The following is a 24464-nucleotide window of genomic DNA, read 5'->3' as shown; positions in this document are numbered from 1 at the left end:
TCAGCGGCGCTCCTTGTCGTCGTCCGGGTGCTGGTCCAGCAGTTCGCCGACCGGCTGCACGTGGGTGGTGCTTTCCATATGCACCGGGTGTTCCAGCTGCTTGCTGAAGCGCGCGATGGCGCCTTCGCGCGGCTCCGCGTCGCTGGCGAACACCGGCGGGCTCAGCAGGTAGGCGCAGAGCAGGCGGGCGAGGTTGGCCAGGCTGTCGATGTGGGTGCGTTCGTAGCCGTGGGTCGCGTCGCAGCCGAAGGCCAGCAGCGCGGTGCGGATGTCGTGGCCGGCCTCGATCGCCGATTGCGCATCGCTGTGGTAGTAGCGGAACAGGTCGCGGCGCACGTTCACCTCGTGCCGCTCGGCCAGGCGCAGCAGGTGCCGCGACAGGTGGTAGTCGTAGGGCCCGCCGGAATCCTGCAGGGCCACGCTCACCGCGTGTTCGCTGGAGTTCTGCCCGGCGGCCACCGGGGCGATGTCGATGCCGACGAACTCGCTGACATCCCAGGGCAGCGCGCCGGCCGCGCCCGAGCCGATTTCCTCGGTGATGGTGAACAGCGGGTGGCAGTCGATCGGCGGCACCTGGCCGCTTTCCACCACGGCCTTGAGCGCCGCCAGCAGCGCCGCGACACCGGCCTTGTCGTCCAGGTGACGGGCGCTGATGTGGCCGCTCTCGGTGAATTCCGGCAGCGGGTCGAAGGCGACGAAGTCGCCGATGGATACCCCCAGCGCGGCGCTGTCGGCGTGGCTCACGGTGTAGGCGTCCAGGCGCAACTCGATGTTGTCCCAGCTGATCGGCAGGTTATCCACCGCCGTGTTGAAGGCGTGCCCGGAGGCCAGCAACGGCAGCACGCTGCCGCGCAGTACGCCGTTGTCGCAGAACACGGTGACGCGGCTGCCCTCGGCGAAGCGGCTCGACCAGCAGCCTACCGGCGCCAGGGCCAGGCGGCCGTCGGCCTTGATCTCGCGGACGATGGCGCCAATGGTGTCCAGGTGCGCCGATACCGCGCGGTCCGGACTGTCGCGCTTGCCGGCGAGGGTTGCGCGGATGGTCCCGCGGCGGGTCATCTCGAAGGGCACGCCGAGCTCTTCGAGGCGCTCGGCGACGTAGCGCACGATGGTGTCGGTGAAGCCGGTGGGGCTGGGGATGGCGAGCATCTCCAGGAGCACGCGTTGCAGATAGGCCAGGTCTGGCTGCGGCAGGGCGGTCATGCGGACTCCTGGCGACCCAGCGGGTCGCGGCTGAGCGGGAAGAGCAGGTCGATGAAGCGTTCGGCGGTGGGCTGCGGCTCGTGGTTGGCCAGCCCGGGCCGTTCGTTGGCCTCGATGATCACGTAGTCCTCGCCGTCCACTGCCGGCACCAGCAGGTCCAGGCCGGTGACCGGCACTTCCAGCGCCCGCGCGGCGCGCACGGCGGCCTCGCGCAGGGTCGGATGCAGCTGGGCGGTGACGTCTTCCAGGGTGCCGCCGGTATGCAAGTTGGCGGTGCCGCGCACGGCAAGGCGGGTGCCCTCCGGCAGTACGTCGGCGTAGTCGTAGCCCGCGGCGCGCAGGGTGCGTTCGGTTTCGTCGTCCAGAGGAATGCGGCTCTCGCCGTCGGTGGCGGCCTGGCGCCGGCGGCTCTGGGCTTCGATCAGCTCGCGGATGCTGTGCCGGCCGTCGCCGATCACGCTGGCTGGGTGGCGCACGGCGGCGGCCACCACTTCGTAGCCGATCACCAGTACGCGCAGGTCGAGGCCGGGGTGGTAGCTCTCCAGCAGCACGCGGGTGTCGAAGCGTCGGGCGTGCTCGATGGCTGCCTCCAGTTCCTCGGCATCGTTCAGGTTGACCGCTACGCCCTGGCCTTGCTCACCGTCCACCGGCTTGACTACCAGCGCGCCATGCTCGGCGAGGAAGGCGGCGTTCTCTGCGGCGCTGCCGGCCAGGCGCTGGCTGGGCTGCTTGAGGCCGGCGCGGGACAGCGCGCGGTGGGTCAGCTGCTTGTCCTGGCAGAGGGTCATGGCCACTGCGCTGGTCAGGTCGCAGAGCGACTCGCGGCAGCGGATGCGCCGGCCGCCCTGGGTGAGGCTGAACAGCCCGGCGTCGGCGTCCAGCACGCGGACCTCGATACCGCGCCTGTGTGCCTCGTCGATGATGATCCGCGCATAGGGGTTGAGCGCGTGCTCCGGACCGGGACCGATGTACAGCGGCTGGTTGATGCTGTTCTTGCGCTTGATGGCGAAGGTCGGCAGTTCGCGGAAACCGAGCTTGCGGTACAGCGCCTTGGCCTGCTGGTTGCCGTGCAGCACCGACAGGTCGAGGTAGGCCAGTTCGCGGCTCATGAAGTGCTCGATGAGGTGCCGCACCAGCGCTTCGCCCACGCCCGGGCGAGCGCACTGCGGATCGACTGCCAGGCACCAGAGGCTGGAGCCGCGCTCCGGGTCGGCGAAGGCTTTGGCGTGGTTCAGACCCATCACGCTGCCGACTGCCGCACCGGTTTCGCTGTCCTCAGCCAACCAGTAGGTGGGGCCGCCGTCGAAGTGTGGGGTGAGTCGCTGCGCATCGACCGGCTGCATGCCGCGCGCCAGGTACAGGCGATTGATCGCGGCCCAGTCCGCTTCGCTGTGCACGCGGCGGATACGGAAGCCGCGGAACGAGCGGCGCGCCGGGCGGTAGTCGGTGAACCACAGGCGCAGGGTGTCGGACGGATCGAGGAACAGCTGCTGTGGCGCATGGGCCAGCACCTGCTGCGGCGCCGCTACGTAGAGGGCGATGTCGCGTTCGCCGGCGCGCTCCTTGAGCAGTTCGCTGGCGAGGGCTTCGGCTTCGGCGAAGGTGTGCCCGACCAGCAGGCGGCCCCAGCCGCAGTGCAGGATGTGCGGCTCGAAAGGCTCATTGTGATCTTCGGCAAAACGCGCCTGCAGGCGCTGGTAAGTCGGCGCCAGGCCGCGCAGCAGGCGCTGGTTGTGCGGGCGCGGCGGATGGATGGGGTGCTTCATGCTGAACTCCCTGGGCAGGTCGCCGGCTCATGGGCCGGGCCCTGCCGGCTGCGTGGCGTCAGAGTCCCTGCTCGTTGAGCCAGAGGTTGAGGGCGGCGAGCTGCCAGAGCTTCGAGCCGCGCAAGGGGGTGAGGTCGTCCTCCGGACTGCCCAGCAGGCGGTCGATCTGCGCCGGCTCGAAGAGGCCGCGGTCCTGGCTCGGGTCGAGCAGCAGCTCGCTGATCCAGGCGCGGGTCCTGCCCTGCAGGTGCTTGAGACCGGGCACCGGGAAATAGCCCTTGGGCCGGTCGATCACCTCGGCTGGCAGCACCCGCCGCGCGGCGGCCTTGAGCACCTGCTTGCCGCCGTCGCCGAGCTTGAAGCGCGCAGGGATGCGCGCCGAGAGTTCGGTCAGGCGGTAGTCGAGGAACGGCACGCGGGCCTCCAGGCCCCAGGCCATGGTCATGTTGTCGACCCGCTTCACCGGGTCGTCGACCAGCATGACCGTGCTGTCCAGGCGCAGCGCCTTGTCCACCGGATCGGTCGCGCCGGGTCCGGCGAAGTGCTCGGCGACGAAGGCCTGGGCCACATCGTCGACGCGCAACGCCGGGCGCACTGTCGCCAGGTACTCGGCATGATTGCGGTCGAAGAAGGCCGCGCGATAGCCGGCCAGCGGGTCGGCGGCTTCGGCGACGCGCGGGTACCAGTGGTAGCCGGCGAAGAGTTCGTCGGCGCCCTGGCCGCTCTGCACCACCTTGCAGTGCTTCGAGACTTCGCGCGCGAGCAGGTAGAAGGCGATGCAGTCGTGGCTGACCATCGGCTCGCTCATGGCGCGGAAGGCCGCAGGCAGCTGGTCGATCACTTCGTGTTCGGCGATGCGCAGGCGATTGTGGCGCGTGCCATAGCGGCGGGCGATGAGGTCGGAGTAGTGGAATTCGTCGCCGCGTTCGCCGCCGGCATCTTCGAAACCGATGGAGAAGGTCGGCAGTTCCTCCACACCGGCCTCGTGCAGCAGCGCGACGAGCAGGCTGGAGTCGACGCCACCCGAGAGCAGTACGCCGACCTCCCGGGCCGCGCGCTGGCGCAGGCGTACCGCGTCACGCAAGCCGTCGAGCACGCGTTCTTCCCAGTCATCCTGGGTCAGTTCGCGCTCGTCTTCATGTGGGCCGTAATCGAGGCGCCACCAGCAGTGCTGCTCGACGCGTCCGTCGCTGTCGATGCTCATCCAGGTCGCCGGCGGAAGCTTGCGCACGCCGGCCAGTAGCGTGCGCGGGGCCGGCACCACCGAATGGAAGTTCAGGTAGAGGTTCAGCGCCTCGGGGTCGAGCTGGGTGTCGATACCGCCGCCCTGCAACAGCGCCGGCAGGCTGGAGGCGAAGCGCAGGCGCTTGGCGTCGCGGGTCAGGTAGAGAGGCTTGATGCCCAGGCGGTCGCGGGCGATGAACAGGCGCTGAGCGTCACGCTCCCAGATGGCGAACGCGAACATGCCATTGAGGCGCGGCAATAGATCCTTGCCCCAAGCGTGATAGCCTTTTAACAGTACTTCCGTGTCGCCGCTGGAAAAGAACCGATAGCCGAGGGCTTCCAGCTCGCGGCGCAACTCCGGGTAGTTGTAGAGCGCGCCATTGAACACCAGGGACAGGCCCAGATCGGCGTCTACCATGGGCTGAGCGGAGCGCTCGGCGAGGTCCATGATCTTCAGCCGGCGGTGCCCGAAGGCAATCGGGCCCTGGCTGTGGAAACCCCAGGCGTCGGGTCCGCGAGGGGAGAGGTGGTGGGTGATGCGCTCGACCGCTGCGAGGTCGGCGGGTTGGTTATCGAAACGAAGTTCTCCTGCTATTCCGCACATTGTCCTTACCGGTTCTCCGTTGGGGATGAATGGGGTCAGGCCGGGGCCTAATTGTTAGGTGGTAATTGACTGACACTTTCAGGTGGAAGTGGTTCTGAAGTTTTTTAATGATCCTTTCTGGGCTCTGTGCGGGTGATTGCTTATGGCTGAAAGAGATTCGGCGAAGGATGACGCCTACAGGCTGTCCATGTTCCAGGCCTTGCGGCGGCTCCAGCAGGGCTGCGAAGTGCACGCCAAGCGCTTGAGCCGGCTGGGTGGGCTGACGCCATTGCAACTGCTGATCCTGCAGGTGTTGCAGATGGAGCAGGAGATCACCGCGAGCGGCCTGGCCAAGCAGGTGAGCCTCTCGCAGGCGGCCCTCTCCGGGGTACTCGACCGCCTGGAAAGCCGCGGATTACTGGCGCGGAGGCGCGATGAAAGGGATCGCCGCAAGCAATGGCTGCTGCTCGAAGATGCCGGCCGCGACGCGCTGCGCACGGCACCGCCGCTGTTGCCCGAGTACGTGATGGCGCGTTTCGCCGAGCTGCCGGAATGGGAGCGCCATGCGGTGCTGGCCGGCTTGCTGCGTGCGGCCGAGTTGTTCGAGCTGCCGGAAGAGGAAGAGGAGTGATGTAGGAGCGGACCTTGTCCGCGATTCGCGCGCATGGCGCGCTCCTACAGGTCGAAATCGGCGCGCAGGTCCTTCGCGGATGAGATCCGCTTGTATGGCGTTAGGGTAGGAACCTGTCGGGGTGTGGAGGGACAAGATCCGCTTCTGCAAGCCAGACGGTAGGAGACTTCCCCCACCCACCCGCTCACGACAAGCGCCGATAAGGAATCCATCGGATTGAGTAGCCGCTCAAACCGACAATACCGGCAAGCCTGCGCCAATGTGAGCTCCCGACAGGTTGGACCATCTTCACTGTCGGAGAACCCCATGACAAGCCAAGTTCCGGTTATCGGTATCGATGTCGCCAAGGAGTCGCTGAGCCTCTGCGATACACGCTCGGGCGAAGTATTCGAACTGGCCAATGACGTCCGCACAATCAAGGCCTGGCTGAAAACCCTTCCGCCCTGCTGCGCCATCGCGATCGAAGCGACCAGCACCTATCACATGGATGTTGCGACCCTGGCGCATGCGCGGGGACATCGGATCTACGTCATCAATGGCTTTCGCCTGAGCAACTACCGCAAGGGGATTGGTGGGCGAAACAAGGATGATCGCAGCGATGCCCTGCTGCTGGCCCGTTACCTGACCCACGAACAAGCGCAACTGGAGCCTTGGCAGCCGCCGAGCAAGGCCTACTGCCGCCTGCAGACACTGCTGCATCGGCGTGCTGCACTGGTCCGTAGCGCCATCTCGTTGCGCCAGAGCTTTTCCCAGGATCGCTCCCTGGCCAAGGCGCTGAAGCCTGTTCTCAAGCAAATGGCCACACTGGAGTCACGCCTGGAGAAAGAGATTCAACAGGCGCTGCGAGAGGCCGGCCTAATGGAGCAAAGCAAGCGCTGTCAGGCCATCGAAGGGATCGGACCGCTGACGGCAGCGGCCCTGAACCTGGCATTTCTGCGGGGACGCTTTCGCAATAGCGATGCCTTCATCGCCTTTATCGGATTGGATGTGCGGCTCAAGGAGTCCGGCCGCTATAGCGGCCGTCGAAAGCTGACCAAGCAAGGGGATCCTGAAATCCGTCGGCTGCTCCACAACGCGGCCATGGCGGCAGCGCGCACGCAGCGCTGGCAGGCCCTTTACCAAAGCTACCTGGCGCGCGGCCTGAAGAAGATCGAGGCCCTGACTATCCTCGCCCGCAAATTGGCCCGAATTGCCTTTGCCCTGATGCAATCCCAGACCAGCTACCAGCCTCCAAAGCAGGAGCCGTCATTGACATAGAATCTCCTACGTCAGGCCAGCAGCTTCTGCGCCGCCAGGGAGAGGCTCACGACTACCAGCATTACAGCGAAGATGCGCTGCAGGGTGGCGCCACCCAGGCGCAATGCCAGGCGGTTGCCGAACAGCACGCCCAGCGCACCGCCGGCTGCGAGTGCGGCAAGCAGCGGCATCGGCGGTTGCGCATGGCTGAGGTAGAGCAGGAAGCCGCCGCCCGAGACCAGGGCGATGCCGGCCATGGAGGTCGCGGTGGCCGCCAACATCGACAGCGGGGTGAACCACAGCAGCCCCGGCACTATCAGGAAGCCGCCGCCAACGCCCATCAGCCCCGAGAGCAGGCCCACCGCGAGACCAAGCGCTAGCAACGGCCCGTTGCGCGTCGCCGTGCCGGCCACCTTGGGCGTACTCGAACCACGCCACATCCGCCACGCCGACCACAGCACCAGGGCGCAGAAGCCGAGGATCAGCAGCGCTTCGGGGATGAACCGGCCCAGCCACTGGCCCAGGGCGTTGCCCGGCCAGCCGGTGAGGGTCAGCCACAGCAGGGGGCGCCAGGCCACCAGGCCCTGACGCGCACGGGGAATGGCGCCGATCAGCGCCGACAGCGCCACCGCGCCCAGGCTCACGCCGATGGCGTCGTGCAGCGGCATGTGCAGGCTGAGCAGCAGCGGCAGTGCCACCAGCGAGCCGCCGGCGCCTGTGAGGCCGAGCAGCAATCCGAGGATCATGCCGATGGCAGCGGATTCGACGAGCAGGGCATCCATTCGCGTGGGGGGCTCCGATGGTCCGGTTGCGGGTTGGGAGTCAGGCCTTCTGGCCGCGCACTACCTCACGCAGCAGGAAACGGTTCGGCAGGCAGGCCTCGGCGACCTTGCGCGGCAGCGGCAATGGCTCGCCTTCGATCCAGGCCGCGAGCAGTTCGCCGGAAAGCGGGGCGGTGATCAGTCCGCGCGAGCCGTGGGCGCTGTTCAGGTATAGCCCTTCGAGCCAGGGGCAGGCGGCATCCGGCACCTGGCGGGCATCCTTGCCCAGCACCGCGTAGGCGGCGGCGAAGGCTTCGCGTTCGGCCAGCGGGCCGATCAGCGGCAGGTAGTCCGGCGTGGTGCAACGGAAGGCCGCGCGGCCCTCCAGCGTGGCCGGGTCGAGCTTACCAGCGCCCAGGCGCGCGAGAAGGTCAGGGGAGATTTCTCGCAAAAGTTCGAGGTTGCCCTGGTGCTCTTCGACGGTCGGCTGCAGGTCGTCGTTGTGGAAATCGAAGCTGGCGCCGAGGGTGTGTTCACCCAGGCGCGGCGGGGCGACGTAGCCTTCCGCGCAAACCACGGTGCGCAGGGCTGCGCTTTCGGCGTTGGCCGGCAGGCGGCTGATCTGTCCGCGGATGCGCTTGAGCGGCAGGCTCGCCGCAGCGGGGAAGGCGCGCACTTCGGCGGCGGTGGCGAGCACCGCGACCGGCGCGATGGCCAGGCGTTGCTCGCCGCTCCAGGCGCTCCACTGCCCGTCCTCGCGCTGCACGCGCACTTCATGGCAGGTCTGCACGCTGATGTTCGGATGGCTCGCCAGCGCCCGGCACAAGGCCGGTGGATGTACCCAGCCGGCTTCGGGGAAGAACAGCCCTCCGGCGGGCAAGGTGACGCCGGCGATGGTTTCGGCCTGCTCCTGCGACAGGGTTTGCAGCAGGTTTTCCGGAAAGGCGTCGGCCAGTTGCGCCTGGCGCTTGCCCTCGGCTTCGTCGAAGGCCAGTTGCAGTACGCCGCAGGCGTCCCAGTCGCTGCCGCGTTGCAGGCGTTCGAGCAGCCGACGGGTGTGGCCGAAGCCGCTGACGATCAGGCGCGAGAGCGCGGTGCCGTGGGCCGAGAGCTTGAGGTAGAGCACGCCCTGGGGGTTGCCGGATGCTTCCATGGCCAGCTCGGCGTGACGTTCGATCAGGGTGACTCGCCAGCCGCGTCCGGCCAGGCTGGCGGCGCTGGCGCAACCGGCCAGGCCGCCGCCGATCACCAGGGCGTGGCGCTCGCCTGCTGCGCGCGGTGGGCGCGCATACCAGGGTACGGTCGCGCCTTCGGCGGGACCTTCGAAGGTGCCGACCAGCATCTCGCGTTTCTGCCCGAAGCCCTTGACCCGCTGCATGGCGAAGCCGGCCTCGATCAGGCCGCGGCGGACGAAACCGGCGCTGGTGAAGGTGGCCAGGGTCGCGCCGGGGGCGGACAGCCGCGCGAGTTGCTGGAACAGCGGCTGGGTCCACATCTCCGGGTTCTTCGCCGGCGAGAAACCGTCGAGGAACCAGGCATCGATGCTTGCGTCCAGCTCGGGCAGGCAATCCAGCACGTCGCCCACCAGCAGGGTGACGACCACGCGGCCGCCGGCGAACACCAGGCGCTGGAAGCCCGGATGGATGGCGTGGTACTGCGCCAGCAGCTGTTCGCTCCAGGGCTGCAGGTCGCCCCAGAGGGCGAGGGCGCGGACCAGGTCGTCGCGGCGCAGGGGGAATTTCTCCACGCTGACGAAATGCAGGCGGGCATCCGCCGGTGCCAGGGCTTCGAACAGGCGCCAGGCGCAGAGGAAGTTGAGCCCGGTGCCAAAACCGGTTTCGCCAATGCACAGGCAACCGCCGGCGGGGAGCGCGGCGAAGCGTCGCGGCAGCTGGTTGCCGTCGAGGAACACGTGGTGTGTCTCGTCCAGGCCCGACGCGCGGGAGAAGTACACGTCGCCGTAGACGCGCGAGAGCGGCTGGCCGTTGTCGTCCCAGTCGAGCTGGGCGCTGTGGAGGTCGGGCATGGGGGTTCCGGCAGTGAAGCGAAGGGCGCATTTTAGCCGATCCCCCGCACAGACAGCCTGCGTCACATCCGCTACTTTCAATGCATCCCGCAGTCAGGAGCGTATGCATGTTCGAGTCCGCCGAGATCGGCCATTCCATCGACAAGGAAACCTACGACAAGGAAGTTGCGGAGCTGCGCGAGGCGTTGCTCGAGGCGCAATACGAGTTGAAGCAGCAGGCGCGCTTCCCGGTGATCGTGCTGATCAACGGCATCGAAGGCGCCGGCAAGGGCGAGACGGTGAAGCTGCTCAACGAGTGGATGGACCCACGGCTGATCCAGGTCGAGAGCTTCCTGCGGCCCTCGGACGAAGAGCTCTCGCGGCCGCCGCAGTGGCGCTTCTGGCGGCGCCTGCCGCCCAAGGGGCGGATCGCCATCTTCTTCGGCAACTGGTACAGCCAGATGCTCCATGCGCGGGTCAACGGCGATATCAAGAGCGCTCGCCTGGACGCCGCCATCAGCGCAGCGGAGCGCTTCGAGCGCATGCTCTGCGACGAGGGCGCGCTGATCTTCAAGTTCTGGTTCCACCTGTCCAAGAAGCAGCTCAAGGAACGCCTGAAGGCGCTGGAGAACGACCCGCAGCGCTCCTGGCAACTGAGCCCGCTCGACTGGAAGCAGAGCGAGGTCTACGACAGGTTCGTGCGCTATGGCGAGCGCGTGCTGCGCCGCACCAGCCGCGACTACGCGCCCTGGTACATCGTCGAGGGCGCCGACGAGCGCTATCGCAGCCTCACTGTGGGGCGCACCATCCTCGAGGGCCTGCAGGCGGCGCTGAAGCACAAGGTGCGTCCGCAGCTGCAACCGCACACTGCGCCGCTGGTCGCCAGCCTGGACAATCGCGGGTTGATCGACAGCCTCGACCTTGGCCAGACCCTGGACAAGGACGAGTACAGGGACCAACTGGCCAAGGAGCAGGCGCGCCTGGCCACGCTTATGCGCGACAAGCTGTTCCGCCAGCACTCGCTGGTCGCTGTGTTCGAGGGTAATGACGCCGCCGGCAAGGGTGGCGCCATCCGCCGCATCACCGATGCGCTGGACCCGCGGCAGTACCACATCGTGCCGATCGCCGCGCCCACCGAGGAGGAGCGCGCGCAACCTTATCTGTGGCGCTTCTGGCGGCACATGCCGGGGCGTCGGCAGTTCACCATCTTCGACCGCTCCTGGTACGGCCGCGTGCTCGTCGAGCGGGTCGAGGGCTTCTGCCCGCCTGCCGACTGGCTGCGCGCCTATGGCGAGATCAACGATTTCGAGGAGCAGCTCACCGAATTCGGCATCGTGGTGGTCAAGTTCTGGCTGGCGATCGACAAGGAAACCCAGTTCCACCGCTTCAAGACGCGCGAGGAAGTGCCGTTCAAGCGCTACAAGATCACCGATGAGGACTGGCGCAACCGCGACAAGTGGGATCAGTACGTCGATGCCGTGGGCGACATGGTCGACCGCACCAGCACCGAGATCGCGCCCTGGACCCTGATCGAGGCCAACGACAAGCGCTTCGCGCGGGTGAAGGTGCTGCGCACCATCAACGATGCGCTGGAGGCGGCGTACAAGAAGGACAAGTGAGGAGGGACGAAGGATGGTCTATGTGCAGCGCAATGCGAACGGGCGCCTGGTGCGCGTGCAGCGCGAACCCTTCGAAGGTGCGCAGGGCCTGGCGGCCGACGATCCGGAAGTGCTTGCCTGGTTCAACGATGCGGCCCTGGATGCGCGCCTGCAGTCGCTGCAGCGTTCGGACCTGGAGCTGGTGCGGGTGCTGGAGGACCTGGTCACGGTGCTGGTCGATCGCGGTGTGATCCGCTACACAGACCTGCCGGAGGTGGCCCGGCGCAAGCTGGAGGCCCGCGCCAGCACACGGGCCAGCCTGGGCGGCCTGAGTTCGCTGGTCGATGAGGATGACGAGCGGCTGTTCTGACCCCGTTGTTGGCTTCAACGTAGATGACACGGTATCTACGGTTTCGGCGTGCTCTCTCCCCACGGCGCCGGTGGGCCGATCAGCCGGCCCATGGCGCCGTGGATGCCCATCTCGCGCAGCACGCGCAGTTCCCCTTCGCTTTCCACCATCTCGGCAATCAACGGCAGGTCGATGCTGTTGGTTGCGCGGAACACCGCCTCGATGAACACGCGCTTGGAATCGTCCTGGTCGATGGAGCGGATGTAGCTGCCGTCCAGCTTCAGGTAGGCCAGGCCGAGGCGGGTGAGGTTGCCGATCAGGCTGAAGCGTCCGCCGAAGTGCTGCAGGCCGAGGTTCGCGCCGGTGTCGCGCACGGCTTGGCCGAGGCGTTCCAGTTCGGCCGGTGGTGGCAGGTGGCGCTCGTCCAGCTCCAGGGTCAGCAGGCCGGCCTGTTGCGGATTGGCCTTGATCACATCGAGCAGGCGCTGCAGGGCCTGGGGTTCGCGAATGCTCGCCGCCGACAGGCTCAGCGCCAGTGGCCGGGCATGCTGGGCCAGGTGGGCGAGGGCATGTTCGAGCATCGCCAGGTCGAAGCGCGCGGCCCAGCCGAAGCGCTCCACCCAGGGCAGGAACTGGCCGGCGGCCACGGCCTGGCCTTGCTCGTCGAGCAGGCGCGCCAGCACCTTGCTGTGCAATTCGCCACCGCCCTCGGCGCACGCGCGTACCGGCTGGAACCACAGCTGCAGCTGGCTCTTCTGCAGGGCCTGGTCGATCCAGCGGTGCCAGGCGTGGCTGTCCTGGGTGGTTTGCCCGCTGGATTGCTCCAGTCGGTGCCAGGGATGCTCCGCGCTGCTTTGCGCCTGGGCCAGGGCCTGGTCGGCGTGACCGAGGATAGAGGCAGGTGCTTCGCCCGGCTGGAAGGCCGCGAGGCCCAGGTGCGCCACCGGATTGCAGTCGCTGGCGCCGGTGCGCTGCAGGCTTTCCAGTTGCGCGCTGAGGGTTTCCGCGAGGCGCTCGGCGCCCTGGCTGTCGAGGCCGGGGGCGAGCAGGGTGAATTCGCCGCCGCGGCTGCGTGCTGCCAGCCAGTCCGGCGTGCCGTGCTGTTCGAGGCCGCGCTGCAGCAGCCCGGCCACTTCGCGAATCAGGGCGTCGGTGCGCTGGCCGCCCAGGCGCTGGTTGAGTCCGGCGAGGTCGTTGAGCCGCAGCAGCAGAAGGTAGCCGCCAGGGTGCTGCTCGCTGGGGGTCAGCTCAGCTTCCAGGCGAGCGTCGAACAGACGGCGGTTGGCCAGGCCGGAGAGGCTGTCCTGGTAGGCCTCCTCGCGCAGTTTCTCGCTGCGCGTGGCTTCCTCGGCGAACAGCGCCTTGAGCTTCTCGACCATCTGGTTCATCGCCTGCACCACCCGGCGCAGTTCCGGGGTGCGCGGCTCGCGCGGCAGGGTGAGGAACTCGCGGCGGGTGATCGCCTGTGCCTGCTGCACCATCTGGTCCAGCGGCCGCAGCTGGGCCCGCAGCAGCCAGCCGCCGAGCAGGGCGCTGACCACGCCGCAGGCCAGCAGCCAGCCGAGGCTGCCGAGGGCGCTGTCCCACAGCCGCGACAGGGCGAACTGCGGATGGCTGACCACCTCGACCCGCGCGGCCTGGTCCCAGCCGCGCATGATCAGGGCGTCGCCGCCTTCGGCCTTGAGGTTGACCAGGTGGGCGAACCAGCCCGGCACGCTGCCGGTGCCCGGATCGGCCTTGCGCTCGACGATCACCTGGTTGTCGGGGATGCGCACCACGCGGATGCTGGCGAAGTAGCCGCTGTCGAAGATCGAGCTGACCATCAGCTCGATCATCGCCGGGTCGTCGACATGCGGGGTCAGCGACAGCCCCAGCGCGGTTGCAGCGTCCTGGGCATGGGAGCGCAACTGGCTGATGAGTTGCTCTCGGGAACTCTCCAGGCTGGTGGCGAAGCTACCGGCGAAGGCCACCACGAGGAACAGGCAGATGGCCAGGAAGAGTTGCTTGAGTAACGACATGCATGCCTCCTAGCGCGTCTCGTCGAGGATCAGGCCCTCGGCGCGCATCTTGGTCAACAGGTCCTGCCAGCGCGACAGCTGCTTGCTGCTGCCGGTGCGCTTGCCGCCGCCGGGGCCCGGCAGCCAGAGGCCTTCGGCATTGAAGGCGTAGACCGGGAGCAGGTCCGAGCGCTGGGAAGCGGGGCGGATCTGCGGGATCAGGTTGTCCAGCACCAGCGGCTCGCCGCCGGGCGTGGCGTAGTAGGTGAGCACCATGTGCGCCTGGTTCAGGCGCAGGGCCTTGACGTAGGTGATGCGCAGCTTGTCGCTGGGGATGCCGAGCTGGCGCAGGGTCACGTACTTGGCGATGGCATAGTCCTCGCAATCGCCGGCGCCCTTGTACAGCGCTTCTATCGGCGTGGCCCAGTAGTCGGTCTGGTGCCAGACGCTCATGTCGTCGCGGAAGGCGAGGCTGGCGTTGAAGAAGTCGTTGGCGGCCTTGAGCTTGGCAGACTCGTCGAGGTTCTGGCTGCGTTCGAGCAGCTCGCCCCAGTCGCGGATGCGCTGGCGTGCGGGGCCCAGGTCGCCCCATTGCTGTTCGGCGTTGCGGAGGATGGCGTCGAAGTCCCAGCCGGCCTGGCCGATGCTCAGCAGCAGGGCGCCCACCCACAGAACGACGAGGCTCCGGGCGGTGCTCTGCCATCTACTGATGCCTGCGTACCGCGCCATCTGCCACGCCTCCACGGTGGATGCGCAGAGTCTAGTGGCTCTCGGCCATTTCTGCCGATGCTCAGCCGAGGCGGCGGGTCTTCACGAGCAGGAGGATGTAGAGGCTGACCAGGACCGCGCTGGTCAGCATGAACACGCGGGCCCAGAGGTGCGGCAGCAGGTAGAAGGAAAGCCCGATGCTCGCCCACATCAGCGCCAGGGTATAGAGCTTGCCCTTGAGCGGGATGCCGTTGCCTTCGAGGTAGTCGGCGATCCACGGACCGAGCCGCGGGTGCAGCACCAGCCAGTCGTAGAAACGCTGCGAGCTGCGCATGAAGCAGGCGGCGGCGAGCAGGAGGAAAGGGGTGGTCGGGAGCAGAGGGAGGAAGATCCCGGCCACGCCCAGGGCGACGCTCAGCCAGCCAACGGCCAGCAACAGGTAGCGCACCCAGGCGTGGCGATGACGGCGGATGGGCCGCGTCATCGACGGTGGATCAGTGCTGGCGGGGTTTGAGCAGCGCCGGCTTTTCTTCCGGAGCCTGGCAGAGCAGGAACAGGTTGGTCAGCAGTTCGGGGATCTGCGCGACCATGTCGTCCACCAGGTGGCGGTCGCGGGCGATCTCGTCGAATTCCGGCTGTTCGTCGAACAGGCCCGAACCGACCATGATCGGCAGCAGCAGTTCGCTGACTTCTTCCTCGGCCTGCTCGAACCACACCGCTTCACGCAGGAACACGCCTTCCATGAAGCCGATGCACCAGCCGCGGATATCGGAGTCGTCCGGCTCGTCGCCCAGGTAGGGTTCGCAGGGCAGCTCCAGCTCTTCGTCGCTGGCCAGCACACGGGTGATGTGCGCTTCGAGCTGTTGCAGGGTGCCCTCGATCTCTTCGCGCTCGGCGTCGCTGCGGTAGTGCGGCGGCTCGGCGAACAGGGCGTCGATCCACTCGCGCTCCGGGACCTGTTCCGGGCAGATCGCCAAGGCGGTCAGGTAACCGTGGGCCGCGATGTAGTCCAAGGCTTCCTCGTGCAGGTCATCGGCATCGAGAAAGGCTTGCAGGCGGGCCAGTTGGTCGGCGAAGGACATCGGTTACTACCTCGGCGGGAATTAGGAGCGGGATTGTAGTCCTTCCGCGCCCTGCGGGCCAGCAGCAGCGCGGGGTGGCGGCATTCGGCGAACGCTCCGCGACGGCTGACCGGGCAGCGCCTGGCCGCTTGCGTATAATGCGCGCCTCGATTCGGAGACCCCCATGCTCGACCAGGCACAGCGCATTCTCAAAGACGTATTCGGCTACGACGCCTTCCGCGGCAACCAGGCGCGCATCATCGAGCGCGTGGCCGGCGGTGGCGATGCGCTGGTGCTGATGCCCACCGGCGGCGGCAAGTCGCTGTGCTTCCAGGTCCCGGCGCTGCTGCGCGAGGGCCTGACGGTGGTGGTTTCGCCGCTGATCGCGCTGATGGAAGACCAGGTCGCCACCCTCGACGAGCTGGGCGTGCCGGTGGCGGCGCTGAACTCCTCGCTCAGCCCCGAGGCGCAGCGCGACATCGCCGCGCGCCTGGAACGTGGCGAGATCAAGCTGCTGTACCTTGCGCCCGAACGCCTGGTGCAGCCGCGCATGCTGGCCTTCCTGCAGCGCCTTAACATCGGCCTGTTCGCCATCGACGAAGCGCATTGCGTGTCGCAGTGGGGCCACGACTTCCGTCCCGAATACCTGCAACTGGGCCAGCTCGCCGAGCTGTTCCCGGACGTGCCGCGCATCGCCCTGACCGCCACGGCGGACATGCGCACCCGCGAGGAGATGATCCAGCGCCTGCACCTGCAGAACGCCGAACAGTTCCTCTCCAGCTTCGACCGGCCGAACATCTTCTACCGCATCGTGCCCAAGGAGCAGCCGCGCAAGCAGTTGCTGGGCTTCCTCAGCGAACGCCGTGGCGACGCCGGCATCGTCTACTGCCTGTCGCGCAAGAAGGTCGAGGAGGTCGCCGAGTTCCTCTCCGGCCAGGGCTTCCCGGCGCTGCCGTACCACGCCGGGCTGTCCAACGAGCTGCGCGCGTTCCACCAGAAACGCTTCCTCAACGAAGAGGGGCTGATCATGGTGGCGACCATCGCCTTCGGCATGGGCATCGACAAGCCGAACGTTCGCTTCGTCGCCCATCTCGACCTGCCCAAGAGCCTGGAGGCGTACTACCAGGAAACCGGCCGCGCCGGCCGTGACGGCCTGCCGGCGGATGCCTGGATGGCCTACGGCCTGCAGGACGTGCTGTTGCTGCGGCAGATGATGCAGAACTCCGAGGGCGACGAACGCCACAAGCGTATCGAGCGGCACAAGCTCGAAGCCATGCTGGCGCTCTGCGAGGAAACGCGCTGCCGGCGCCAGGCGCTTCTGGCCTATTTCGACGAGCAGATGGCCAACCCCTGCGGGCACTGCGACAACTGCGTCGACGGCGTCGAGACCTGGGATGCCACCGAGCCTGCCCGCCAGGCGCTGTCGGCCATCTACCGCAGCGGCCAGCGCTACGGCGTCGGCCACCTGGTGGACATCCTGCTCGGCAAGGATACCGAGAAGGTGCGCAGCCTCGGCCACCAGCACCTGGCGGTGTTCGGCATCGGCAAGGCGCGCGCCGAAGACGAATGGCGGACCCTGTTCCGCCAGTTGGTCGCCCGTGGATTCGCCGACGTGGACCTGGAAGGCTTCGGCAGCCTGCGCCTGACCGAGGCTTGCCGCCCGCTGCTGCGCGGCGAGGAGACGCTGGCCCTGCGCCGCGATCCGAAGCCGCAACGGAGCAAGTCTTCGTCCTCCGGCGGCGCCAGCCCGGCCAGCCAGCTCGTGCGGGCCGAGGAACGCCAGATGTGGGAGGCCCTGCGCACCCTGCGACGCAAGCTCGCCGAGGAGCATGCGGTGCCGCCGTACGTCATCTTCCCCGATGCCACCCTGCTGGAAATGCTGCGCAGCCAGCCGCGCTCGTTGTCGGACATGGCCCAGGTCAGCGGCGTCGGCGCGCGCAAGCTGGAGCGCTACGGCCAGGCCTTCCTCGACGTGCTCACCGATTCCCCGGCGGCGCCCGCCACGCCGCCGGCGGACCTGCGCCACGAGCTGGTCAGCCTGGCCCGCGCCGGCATGACTCCGGCGCAGATCGCCCGCCAGCTGGATTGCACCGAGAAAAATGTCTACAGCCTGCTGGCCGAGGCCATCACCGCCCAGCAGCTGAGCCTGGAGGAAGCCCTCGACCTGCCTGAGGCGCTGCTGGCCGACGTGCAGGACGCTTTCCTCGAGGAAGACGGCGAGCTGCCGCCGGTGGCTGCGATCGCCGAGCGTTTCGCCGGTCGTGTGCCCCAGGGCGTGCTGTACTGCGTCCGCGCTGCGCTGCAGGCCGAGCTGGAAGCCTGACGGAAGCTGGCGAAGGTGCCGGCTAGAAAGGTCTTAAGAAATTACTGGCCATTTGATGGCTGCCAAGGAAGTGACGCCCTTTCGCGACAAACTTGTGACGTGTGTCGCCAACCGCTAAGGTGGCGCGAGAACCTCCGGAAGAAGAGGTATTCATGCAACTGCATGCCTGGCTCGACGACGTTCGCTCCAATCCTTATGCCGAACAGCTCTCCCGGGGCTTTCGCCGCCTGCGCTTCGCCTCCGCCCTGGAGAGCGAGTACCGCAGCTATTTGCTGGAAGACAATTTCGAACTCAAGTGCAGCGCACTGGGGTTCGCCATGTTCGCCTGGCTGGCGCTGGCCGCCGTCGACTTCCTGCTGATTCCCGGTGCCGAACACTGGACCATGCTGGCCGTGCGCGGCGTGGTGCTTGTGCTGCTGATCGTCTGCGGCGGGCTCATCCTGCACCGGCGTTTCGTCCGCCTGATGGTGCCGCTGAGCATCGCCTGCATCCTCGCGGTGGGGATAGGGGCGGCCGCGGTGGTCGGCATCGCCCATCGGGTCGACCCCGGCTATCCCTATGAGGGACTGCTGGTGGTCAGCATGGCCGCCTACTTCCTGGTCGGGCTGCGCTTCTCCGAGGCGCTGGGCTCGGCCACGCTGATCCTGCTCGCTTACCTGGGCTGCGAGCTGTACGCCGGCCTGCCACCGACCAAGCTGCTCAACAACCTGGTGTTCCTGCTGCTCGGCAACCTGGTCGGCGCAGTGGGTTGCTACCTGCTGGAGTACAAGTCCCGCGAGCATTTCCTGGTCAGCCGCCTGATGCGGGTGATGGCCGAGCACGACCCGCTCACCGGCCTGCGCAACCGGCGCAGCTTCGATCGCCAGCTTGAACGCCTGTGGCGCCAGTCGCAGCGCGACGAGACGCCGATGGCGCTGCTGCTGTGCGACGTCGACCACTTCAAGGCATACAACGACCGCTATGGCCACCAGGCCGGTGACCAGGCGCTGCAGCGCATCGCCGGGGCCCTGCAGGACAGCGCCCGGCGGCCGCTGGACATGGCCGTTCGCCTGGGGGGAGAGGAGTTCGCCGTGCTGCTCTATGGTGCCGACGGCGACGAGGCGCGGCAGCGCGCCGAGGTGCTGCGCCAGGCGGTGCAGGGCCTGGGCATTCCCCACGAGGGTTCGAGCACGGCGGCGGAGGTGACCCTGTCCATCGGCATCTCCTGCCTGGTGCCCGGTACTTCGGTGGGCCTGCAGGCGATCTACGCGCATGCCGACCGCGCGCTCTACGAGGCCAAGGCGTTCGGCCGCAACCAGGTGGTGGCCTGACGCCTTCGGTCCCTCCAGCTGGCGCCGGCGGTGACTGCGTGGGCCGCGGGGCCGGTGCTAGCATGCGCCGCACCCCGGCAGCGAGCGCGCGAGCATGCAGCAACTGATCCAGGCCAACGGCCAGCCGCACTACGGCATCCTTGAGCAGACCCCGCAGCACATCAATTACCGCGATTTCGACTACCGCTCGCCGATGGGCCGCAAGCTCGGTGCGCTGAGCAAGTGGCGCAACTTCCACCAGTTCCAGTACTTCGGCCTGATCAGCCCGACGCTGATCGGCGGCTGCGCGCTCGCCGAGCTGAGCCTGGTGGCCATCGGTTTCGTCTACCTCTACCACCCGCTGAGCGGGCGCATGATCGAGCGCCAGTTCAAGTGTCCGCTGGGGCTGGGGACGAACTTCTCGCAGACGCCGGACGAAGGCGTATGCGAACTGCGCCAGGGGCGCAATCTGTTGCGGTTGGAGAATGTCGGCAACCCGCTGGAGAAACGCCTGCTGGTGGAGCTGGACGACGGCACGCGGATAGACGCGCGCTTCAACGAGCAGGACCCGGTATTCAACCCCATGAGCTTGTGCACGCCGACCGCGGTGAACGGCTGGGTCTATGCGCGCAAGGTTGCCGGGGTGCGCTGCAGCGGCGAGGTGCGCAGCGCGCTGGGCGACTTCGATCTGCGAGCCATCGACGCATTCGCCCACCACGACTGGTCGGCCGGCTACATGCGCCGCGAGACCTTCTGGAACTGGGCCTGCCTGTCCGGCGAGGCGCAGGGGAGGCGGGTGGGGCTGAACCTCTCGTGCGGGGTGAACGAGACGAGCTTCACCGAGAACTGCTTCTGGCTCGACGGCGAACTGCTGAAGGTCGATAGCGTGCGCTTCGAATTCGACCGTGACCGCGACATGTCGCCCTGGGCCATCCGCTCCTTCGACGGCCAGGTCGACTTGCGTTTCGAGGCCCACGGCCTGCACCGTGAGCGCCTGAATCTTGGCATTCTTGCCAGCAATTTCCGGCAGATATTCGGACGCTTCAGCGGCGAGCTGCGACCGTTCGGACAGCCTGTGCTGCCGATCGACAATCTATGGGGGTTTGTCGAGGACCAGTACGCCAAATGGTGAGGCAAAGCGTCCCTGCGACAATATGTCATTGTACGGCCTTGATTAGCCGGCTAATAATTAGCCAAATCAATTAGCCCGAAAATGCGTTGCACAATGTCCGATAAAGATAAGCACTACTTCGGTACCCAGTTGGCTCAAGCGTCCCGTGCCTGGCGCGCCGAGCTCGACCGTCGCCTCAGTCACCTGGGCCTTTCCCAGGCGCGCTGGCTGGTGCTGCTGCACCTGGCCCGCAACTCCGGTATTCCCACCCAGCGCGAACTGGCGCAGTCGGTCGGCGTCGAAGGCCCGACCCTGGCGCGCCTGCTCGATGGCCTCGAAGCCCAGGGCCTGGTGCGCCGCCAGGCGGTGGCGGAGGATCGCCGGGCAAAGCGCATCTGCCTGACGCCCAAGGCCGATGTGCTTATCGCCGATATCGAAAGCATCGCCGCCAGCGTGCGCAACGACGTGCTGGCTGGGATCGACGAAGAGGACATTGCGGTCTGTCAGAAGATCCTCTCGAAGATCCTCTGCAACCTGGAAAAGAATTGAGCACTCATTCACAGTATTTCGAGTAAGCTAGCCAAATATCTGACGGCCCTTTATGGGCCGTCTTTCATTTAGGCGCAGGCCCGGCCTACCTAATTGTCGGTTTTCCGACGAGTCGTCTTGACCGCACCCGGACCAGCACCTAAATCGTGATAGCAACGGGCCGGTATCGGCGCCGCGCGCGAATAGGTAATTCGTCGCGGCAAATGGATGCAAGGAACGCCAACCGACCGCGTGCAAGTGGCATGGAAGCCAAGGAACCTGGACTGAACTGGGGTGGCGACTATGGCTCGAATCAACCGCTTGCCGCTGGCAATGGCCGTGCTCTCGGCCGTCATGGCTTCACAGGCGCAGGCGCTGGGACTGGGTGACATCACCCTGCGTTCCGCGCTGAACCAGCCCCTGGATGCCGAGATCGCATTGCTTCAGGTCGGCGACCTGACCTCCGAGGAGCTCGTCGCCCACCTGGCGAACGCCGCCACCTTCGAGCGACTCGGCGTCGACCGCCCGACCTTCCTGCAGAGCCTGCGTTTCACCCCGGTGATCCGTGGCGGCCGCAGCTACATCCATGTGGTTTCCACCCAGGCGGTGCGCGAGCCCTATCTGAATTTCCTCGTCGAGGTTGAGCGCCCTAACGGCAGCCTGATGCGCGAGTACACGCTGCTGCTCGATCCGCCGGGCTACAGCGAAACGCGCAGCTACAGCAGCTATGCGGACACCCGCCCCGAGCGCGCCGACAGCTACGCGTCCAGCACCCGCCCGGTTTCGCATGACGCCGCGCCGCGCAAGGCCAGCAAGCCTGCGGTCGCGGCCACTCCCGGCGATGGCCGTTACACCACGGTCAGCGGCGATTCGCTGTGGAGCATCTCCGGCCGCCTGGCGGGGCAAGGCGTGTCCCGTCACACCTACATGGCGCAGTTGCAGCAGTTGAATCCGCAGGCCTTCGTCGGTGGCAATCCCCATCGCCTGCGGATCGGCCAGACACTGGTGCTGCCCGCCGGCTTGACACCCGCCAGCACGACCGCGGGCGCTGCCGGAACGCCGCCAGCCGCCAGCGCAGCCCCGGTCGCACCGAGTGCCCCTGCAGCGCCGGCCATTGCTGCAGCGACTCAGCAACAGGTCGACCAGGCCCAGAGCCAGTTGGCCGACATGAGTGCCGAGCGCGACAAGCTCAACCAGCGCATGGATGACTTGCAGAAGCAGCTAAATACCCTGCAGCAGACCCTGGAAAGCCGCGACCAGCAGGTGCAATCCCTGGAAGCGCAGCTGGCTCAACGTCAGGCGGCGGCAGCGGCGGCGCAGCCGGCACCAGCACCAGCGCCGGTCGTTGCCAAACCGGCTCCTGCCGCAGCTGCTCCGGCACCCAGCGCTGCGCCGGATGAAGGCCTGGTTCGCTACTGGCCCTGGGCAGCCGCTCTCGGCGCCGCATTGCTGCTGGGCGTCCTCTACGGTCGCCGGCGCAAGCCGGAAGCCACCGAGCCGCCGCGGGTACAGGCCGCCGCCGCCAGCCTGCCGCCGCAACAACCGGTGCGGCCGGCGCCGGTGGTCAAGCCGGTCAGCGTTCCGGTCGCCGCCCCCGTCGCACCTGTCACCAGCGACGCTTCGCTGGCCAAGCTGCCGACGGCCAGCAGCGACAGCCTGGAAGGCGCGAACATCTACATCGCCTACGGCCGCTTCGGCCAGGCCCGCGACATGCTGCTCAAGGCCATCGTCGCCGAACCCGAGCGCCGCGAGCTGCGCATGAAGCTGCTGCTGGTCCTGGCCGAACTCGGCGAGGTCGGCGCCTTCCATGAGCAGGAGAAGGCCCTGGTGGCCATGGGCGGCGATCAGAAGCAGATCGATCAGCTGAAGACGCGCTACCCGGCCATGCTGGAGCGCGAGGAGAGCGTGGCGATCAGCGACAGCCTCGGCGACTGGGAAGGGCTGGAGCTGGACGAAATCGTCGCCGAGCCGGTCCAGGAAGAGCAGCCGATGCTCGGCGACAACGAGCTGAACCTCGGCGATCTGCCGATGGACCTCGACTGGAGTGCCCTGGACCCCTTCGAGACGCCGAAAACCGCATCGACCAAAGCCAAGGCGGCAGCCGAGCCGGTGCTGGAAGACTTCCGCAGCAACCTGCGCGAGCTGCCGGAGGTCACCGAGTTCGATCTCGACGGCGAGCACGCCGGCGCCTTCGGCCTGCCGTCACGCCCGGTCGTCAGCGGCGAGCAGGACAAGCTGCTGGCCAGCCTCGACGAGGCGCGGGCCTGCATCGATCGCGGCGACCTGGAGCAGGCCTACCGCATCCTCAAGCGCGTGCTCGAGGACGGCGACTCTCACCAACGCGAAGAAGCGCGCGAGCTGTTGGCGCGCATCGCCTGAACGCATTCCCTTTGATGTTCCCCAGCCCGGCCTAGCGCCGGGCTTTTTTTGCCAGCGTATCGGCTTTGGCAAGACCGATCAGGATCGGTACCGCGGCATCAACCGGACCGCGTGCCTGGCTGTCTTGCTTGGGGCGGCAGCCGAACAGCATGCGGCGCATGTCGGGGGCCGGTCGATCATCCCGGGCCGCTATCATAGGTCCCCCCTCCCAGTGGAAGTCCTTGTCATGAGCCAGCCCAAAGCCGAAGTCGTCATCACCTATTGCACCCAGTGCCAGTGGCTGCTGCGTGCCGCCTGGCTGGCCCAGGAGCTGCTCAGCACCTTCGCCGACGACCTCGGCCGGGTATCCCTGGAGCCGGGCACCGGCGGGGTGTTCCGCATCACCTGCGACGGCGAGCAGATCTGGGAGCGCAAGGCCGACGGCGGTTTCCCCGAGGCCAAGGTGCTCAAGCAGCGGGTGCGCGACCGCATCGATCCGCAGCGCGATCTCGGCCATAACGACCGCTCATGAGGAAATAACGTTAGCTAGCTAACTTTTATTGCCTTGCGTCAAAGCCTGATGGCGATGCTCGGAATAGCCTGTGTGCACTCCATTCTCTACAAGGGAGTGTTCCCACATGAGCATCATCGTCACCGGCGCCGCCGGCTTCATTGGCAGCAACCTGGTCAAGGCGCTCAACCTGCGTGGTGAGACCGACATCATCGCGGTGGATGACCTGACCGAGGGCGACAAATTCCGCAACCTCGCGGACTGCGAGATCACCGATTACCTGGACAAGCGCGACTTCGTCACGCGCTACGCCAGGGGCGGTTTCGGCGTGGTCCGCGCGCTGTTCCACCAGGGCGCCTGCTCCAGCACCATGGAGAGCGACGGGCGCTACATGATGGACAACAACTACCGCTACAGCTGCGACCTGCTGCAGGCCAGCCTGACGCTGGGCATCCCGTTCCTGTATGCCTCATCGGCTGCGGTCTATGGTGGTGGGCGCGACTTCCGCGAAATGCGCGATCACGAGAAGCCGCTGAACGTCTACGGCTACTCCAAGTTCCTCTTCGACCAGCGCGTACGCCGCGTGCTGCCGCAGGTGCGCACCCAGGTGGTCGGCCTGCGCTACTTCAACGTCTACGGCCCGCGCGAGCAGCACAAGGGGCGCATGGCCTCGGTGGCCTATCACTGCTTCCGGCAGTTCCGCGAGCGGGGCAAGGTGCAGCTTTTCGGCGAGTACGGCGACTATCCGGCCGGCGGCCATCTGCGCGACTTCGTGTCGGTGGAGGATGTCGCCCGGGTCAACCTGCACTTCCTCGACAACCCGCACCACAGTGGCATCTTCAACCTCGGCAGTGGCCGGGCGCAGCCGTTCAACGACGTGGCGCTGGCGGTCATCAACAGCCTGCGTGCACAGCAGGACCAACAGCCGCTGAGCCTCGAACAGGCCATCGGCCAGGGCCTGCTCGAATACGTCGAGTTTCCCGACAGCCTGCGCGGCAAGTACCAGTGCTACACCTGCGCGGACATCTCCTTCCTGCGCGAAACGGGCTTCCGCGGACCGATGCTGAACGTGGAAGAGGGCGTCGATCGCTATTGCCGCTGGCTGCTTCAAGAGGAGGCCTGAACGCCTTGTATTGCGGTTTTTACCAAGTCTTTACCAAGCGCTGACAACCAAGGCAGGGCGATCGCGCGATCATTGTCCTCACGAATGGCGGGCGCGCTG

The 24464-nt window shown here is 67.1% G+C and carries 21 protein-coding genes; 11 read left to right on the top strand and 10 right to left on the bottom strand.

The features are described from left to right. From PKB_RS20235 to PKB_RS20225, 3 genes are read right to left on the bottom strand one after another with little or no spacing between them, the layout of a single operon-like run. Entirely contained in the window at positions 1-1203 is a 1203-nt protein-coding gene (locus tag PKB_RS20235; RefSeq protein WP_043253921.1) for an osmoprotectant NAGGN system M42 family peptidase, read from the bottom strand. Next, the gene (gene ngg / locus PKB_RS20230) at positions 1200-2969 is read right to left on the bottom strand and encodes an N-acetylglutaminylglutamine synthetase (protein ID WP_043253919.1); all 1770 of its coding nucleotides are present in this window, start codon (positions 2967-2969) and stop codon (positions 1200-1202) included. Before ngg ends, PKB_RS20235 begins: the two co-directional genes overlap by 4 nt. A gap of 58 nt (positions 2970-3027) precedes the next feature. Then, on the bottom strand, positions 3028-4797 hold the full coding sequence (locus PKB_RS20225) for an N-acetylglutaminylglutamine amidotransferase (protein ID WP_043253917.1): 1770 nt from the start codon (positions 4795-4797) through the stop codon (positions 3028-3030). 142 nt (positions 4798-4939) lie between these two features. On the opposite strand from PKB_RS20225, the gene PKB_RS20220 reads away from it, so the two are divergent. Both PKB_RS20220 and PKB_RS20215 read left to right on the top strand, forming a co-directional pair. Continuing rightward, the gene (locus PKB_RS20220; protein WP_043253914.1) at positions 4940-5407 is read left to right on the top strand and encodes a MarR family winged helix-turn-helix transcriptional regulator; all 468 of its coding nucleotides are present in this window, start codon (positions 4940-4942) and stop codon (positions 5405-5407) included. Positions 5408-5713: 306 nt separating this feature from the next. Further along, positions 5714-6664 (top strand): IS110 family transposase, encoded by a 951-nt coding sequence (locus PKB_RS20215; RefSeq protein ID WP_043248478.1) that lies wholly within the window; start codon positions 5714-5716, stop codon positions 6662-6664. 11 nt (positions 6665-6675) lie between these two features. Here the strand turns inward: PKB_RS20215 and PKB_RS20210 are convergent, their stop codons facing one another. Together PKB_RS20210 and mnmC are read right to left on the bottom strand one after the other, a co-directional pair. Then, on the bottom strand, positions 6676-7425 hold the full coding sequence (locus tag PKB_RS20210) for a sulfite exporter TauE/SafE family protein (RefSeq protein ID WP_043253912.1): 750 nt from the start codon (positions 7423-7425) through the stop codon (positions 6676-6678). Positions 7426-7465: 40 nt separating this feature from the next. Beyond that, on the bottom strand, positions 7466-9430 hold the full coding sequence (gene mnmC / locus PKB_RS20205; RefSeq protein ID WP_043253910.1) for a bifunctional tRNA (5-methylaminomethyl-2-thiouridine)(34)-methyltransferase MnmC2/FAD-dependent 5-carboxymethylaminomethyl-2-thiouridine(34) oxidoreductase MnmC1: 1965 nt from the start codon (positions 9428-9430) through the stop codon (positions 7466-7468). A gap of 107 nt (positions 9431-9537) precedes the next feature. Between mnmC and pap the strand changes: the two genes are divergently transcribed. Next, a complete protein-coding gene (gene pap / locus PKB_RS20200) occupies positions 9538-11028 on the top strand; it encodes a polyphosphate:AMP phosphotransferase (RefSeq protein WP_043253907.1) in 1491 nt (496 codons plus the stop codon). A gap of 13 nt (positions 11029-11041) precedes the next feature. Further along, positions 11042-11377: a hypothetical protein gene (locus PKB_RS20195; protein WP_043253906.1), complete on the top strand. Its 336-nt coding sequence runs from the start codon at positions 11042-11044 to the stop codon at positions 11375-11377. A 35-nt stretch (positions 11378-11412) separates the two neighbouring features. On the opposite strand, the gene lapD is transcribed toward PKB_RS20195, so the two are convergent. The 4 genes from lapD to PKB_RS20175 form a co-directional block, all read right to left on the bottom strand. Continuing rightward, positions 11413-13374, bottom strand: coding sequence for a cyclic di-GMP receptor LapD (gene lapD / locus PKB_RS20190; protein WP_043253904.1), 1962 nt, complete (start codon positions 13372-13374; stop codon positions 11413-11415). A gap of 9 nt (positions 13375-13383) precedes the next feature. Continuing rightward, positions 13384-14082, bottom strand: coding sequence for a cysteine protease LapG (gene lapG / locus PKB_RS20185; protein ID WP_043253902.1), 699 nt, complete (start codon positions 14080-14082; stop codon positions 13384-13386). Between the two features lie 61 nt (positions 14083-14143). Then, positions 14144-14545 (bottom strand): YbaN family protein, encoded by a 402-nt coding sequence (locus PKB_RS20180; RefSeq protein WP_043253900.1) that lies wholly within the window; start codon positions 14543-14545, stop codon positions 14144-14146. Positions 14546-14555: 10 nt separating this feature from the next. Continuing rightward, the gene (locus tag PKB_RS20175; protein WP_043253898.1) at positions 14556-15143 is read right to left on the bottom strand and encodes a UPF0149 family protein; all 588 of its coding nucleotides are present in this window, start codon (positions 15141-15143) and stop codon (positions 14556-14558) included. A 163-nt stretch (positions 15144-15306) separates the two neighbouring features. On the opposite strand from PKB_RS20175, the gene recQ reads away from it, so the two are divergent. From recQ to PKB_RS20150, 5 genes are all read left to right on the top strand, one after another. Beyond that, the gene (gene recQ, locus PKB_RS20170) at positions 15307-17445 is read left to right on the top strand and encodes a DNA helicase RecQ (RefSeq protein ID WP_043253895.1); all 2139 of its coding nucleotides are present in this window, start codon (positions 15307-15309) and stop codon (positions 17443-17445) included. 152 nt (positions 17446-17597) lie between these two features. Next, entirely contained in the window at positions 17598-18755 is a 1158-nt protein-coding gene (locus PKB_RS20165) for a GGDEF domain-containing protein (protein ID WP_043253892.1), read from the top strand. Between the two features lie 94 nt (positions 18756-18849). Next, complete coding sequence (locus PKB_RS20160) at positions 18850-19866, top strand: DUF2804 domain-containing protein (protein WP_043253889.1); 1017 nt, start codon at positions 18850-18852, stop codon at positions 19864-19866. A 93-nt stretch (positions 19867-19959) separates the two neighbouring features. Next, positions 19960-20394, top strand: a complete 435-nt coding sequence (gene slyA / locus PKB_RS20155) for a transcriptional regulator SlyA (protein WP_043253887.1) — start codon at positions 19960-19962, stop codon at positions 20392-20394. A gap of 282 nt (positions 20395-20676) precedes the next feature. Continuing rightward, on the top strand, positions 20677-22752 hold the full coding sequence (locus PKB_RS20150; RefSeq protein WP_052355338.1) for a motility hub landmark protein FimV: 2076 nt from the start codon (positions 20677-20679) through the stop codon (positions 22750-22752). 31 nt (positions 22753-22783) lie between these two features. On the opposite strand, the gene PKB_RS30375 is transcribed toward PKB_RS20150, so the two are convergent. Further along, entirely contained in the window at positions 22784-22912 is a 129-nt protein-coding gene (locus tag PKB_RS30375; protein WP_277914509.1) for a hypothetical protein, read from the bottom strand. Positions 22913-22978: 66 nt separating this feature from the next. Here PKB_RS30375 and PKB_RS20145 point away from each other — a divergent pair, with 66 nt between their 5' ends. Both PKB_RS20145 and rfaD read left to right on the top strand, forming a co-directional pair. Next, positions 22979-23263 carry an Rdx family protein gene (locus PKB_RS20145; protein ID WP_043253885.1) on the top strand — a complete coding sequence of 95 codons (285 nt, stop codon included), beginning with the start codon at positions 22979-22981 and terminating at the stop codon, positions 23261-23263. A gap of 106 nt (positions 23264-23369) precedes the next feature. Next, entirely contained in the window at positions 23370-24365 is a 996-nt protein-coding gene (gene rfaD / locus PKB_RS20140; RefSeq protein ID WP_043253883.1) for an ADP-glyceromanno-heptose 6-epimerase, read from the top strand. Positions 24366-24464 lie beyond the last annotated feature (99 nt).

Source organism: Pseudomonas knackmussii B13 (assembly GCF_000689415.1).
In the GTDB taxonomy this organism is placed as follows: domain Bacteria; phylum Pseudomonadota; class Gammaproteobacteria; order Pseudomonadales; family Pseudomonadaceae; genus Pseudomonas; species Pseudomonas knackmussii.
This window is presented reverse-complemented; position numbering and strand designations above follow the sequence as displayed.

Excerpts from the sequence above, each read along its gene's own strand:
- lapG (WP_043253902.1), bottom strand. The coding sequence starts at position 14,082 with ATGGCGCGGTACGCAGGCATCAGTAGATGGCAGAGCACCGCCCGGAGC.
- mnmC (WP_043253910.1), bottom strand. The coding sequence starts at position 9,430 with ATGCCCGACCTCCACAGCGCCCAGCTCGACTGGGACGACAACGGCCAG.
- rfaD (WP_043253883.1), top strand. The coding sequence starts at position 23,370 with ATGAGCATCATCGTCACCGGCGCCGCCGGCTTCATTGGCAGCAACCTG.
- PKB_RS20180 (WP_043253900.1), bottom strand. The coding sequence starts at position 14,545 with ATGACGCGGCCCATCCGCCGTCATCGCCACGCCTGGGTGCGCTACCTG.
- PKB_RS20210 (WP_043253912.1), bottom strand. The coding sequence starts at position 7,425 with ATGGATGCCCTGCTCGTCGAATCCGCTGCCATCGGCATGATCCTCGGA.
- lapD (WP_043253904.1), bottom strand. The coding sequence starts at position 13,374 with ATGTCGTTACTCAAGCAACTCTTCCTGGCCATCTGCCTGTTCCTCGTG.
- slyA (WP_043253887.1), top strand. The coding sequence starts at position 19,960 with ATGTCCGATAAAGATAAGCACTACTTCGGTACCCAGTTGGCTCAAGCG.
- PKB_RS20220 (WP_043253914.1), top strand. The coding sequence starts at position 4,940 with ATGGCTGAAAGAGATTCGGCGAAGGATGACGCCTACAGGCTGTCCATG.
- PKB_RS30375 (WP_277914509.1), bottom strand. The coding sequence starts at position 22,912 with ATGCGCCGCATGCTGTTCGGCTGCCGCCCCAAGCAAGACAGCCAGGCA.
- PKB_RS20150 (WP_052355338.1), top strand. The coding sequence starts at position 20,677 with ATGGCTCGAATCAACCGCTTGCCGCTGGCAATGGCCGTGCTCTCGGCC.
- PKB_RS20225 (WP_043253917.1), bottom strand. The coding sequence starts at position 4,797 with ATGTGCGGAATAGCAGGAGAACTTCGTTTCGATAACCAACCCGCCGAC.
- PKB_RS20175 (WP_043253898.1), bottom strand. The coding sequence starts at position 15,143 with ATGTCCTTCGCCGACCAACTGGCCCGCCTGCAAGCCTTTCTCGATGCC.
- PKB_RS20145 (WP_043253885.1), top strand. The coding sequence starts at position 22,979 with ATGAGCCAGCCCAAAGCCGAAGTCGTCATCACCTATTGCACCCAGTGC.
- PKB_RS20160 (WP_043253889.1), top strand. The coding sequence starts at position 18,850 with ATGCAGCAACTGATCCAGGCCAACGGCCAGCCGCACTACGGCATCCTT.
- recQ (WP_043253895.1), top strand. The coding sequence starts at position 15,307 with ATGCTCGACCAGGCACAGCGCATTCTCAAAGACGTATTCGGCTACGAC.
- PKB_RS20215 (WP_043248478.1), top strand. The coding sequence starts at position 5,714 with ATGACAAGCCAAGTTCCGGTTATCGGTATCGATGTCGCCAAGGAGTCG.
- pap (WP_043253907.1), top strand. The coding sequence starts at position 9,538 with ATGTTCGAGTCCGCCGAGATCGGCCATTCCATCGACAAGGAAACCTAC.
- ngg (WP_043253919.1), bottom strand. The coding sequence starts at position 2,969 with ATGAAGCACCCCATCCATCCGCCGCGCCCGCACAACCAGCGCCTGCTG.
- PKB_RS20235 (WP_043253921.1), bottom strand. The coding sequence starts at position 1,203 with ATGACCGCCCTGCCGCAGCCAGACCTGGCCTATCTGCAACGCGTGCTC.
- PKB_RS20165 (WP_043253892.1), top strand. The coding sequence starts at position 17,598 with ATGCAACTGCATGCCTGGCTCGACGACGTTCGCTCCAATCCTTATGCC.
- PKB_RS20195 (WP_043253906.1), top strand. The coding sequence starts at position 11,042 with ATGGTCTATGTGCAGCGCAATGCGAACGGGCGCCTGGTGCGCGTGCAG.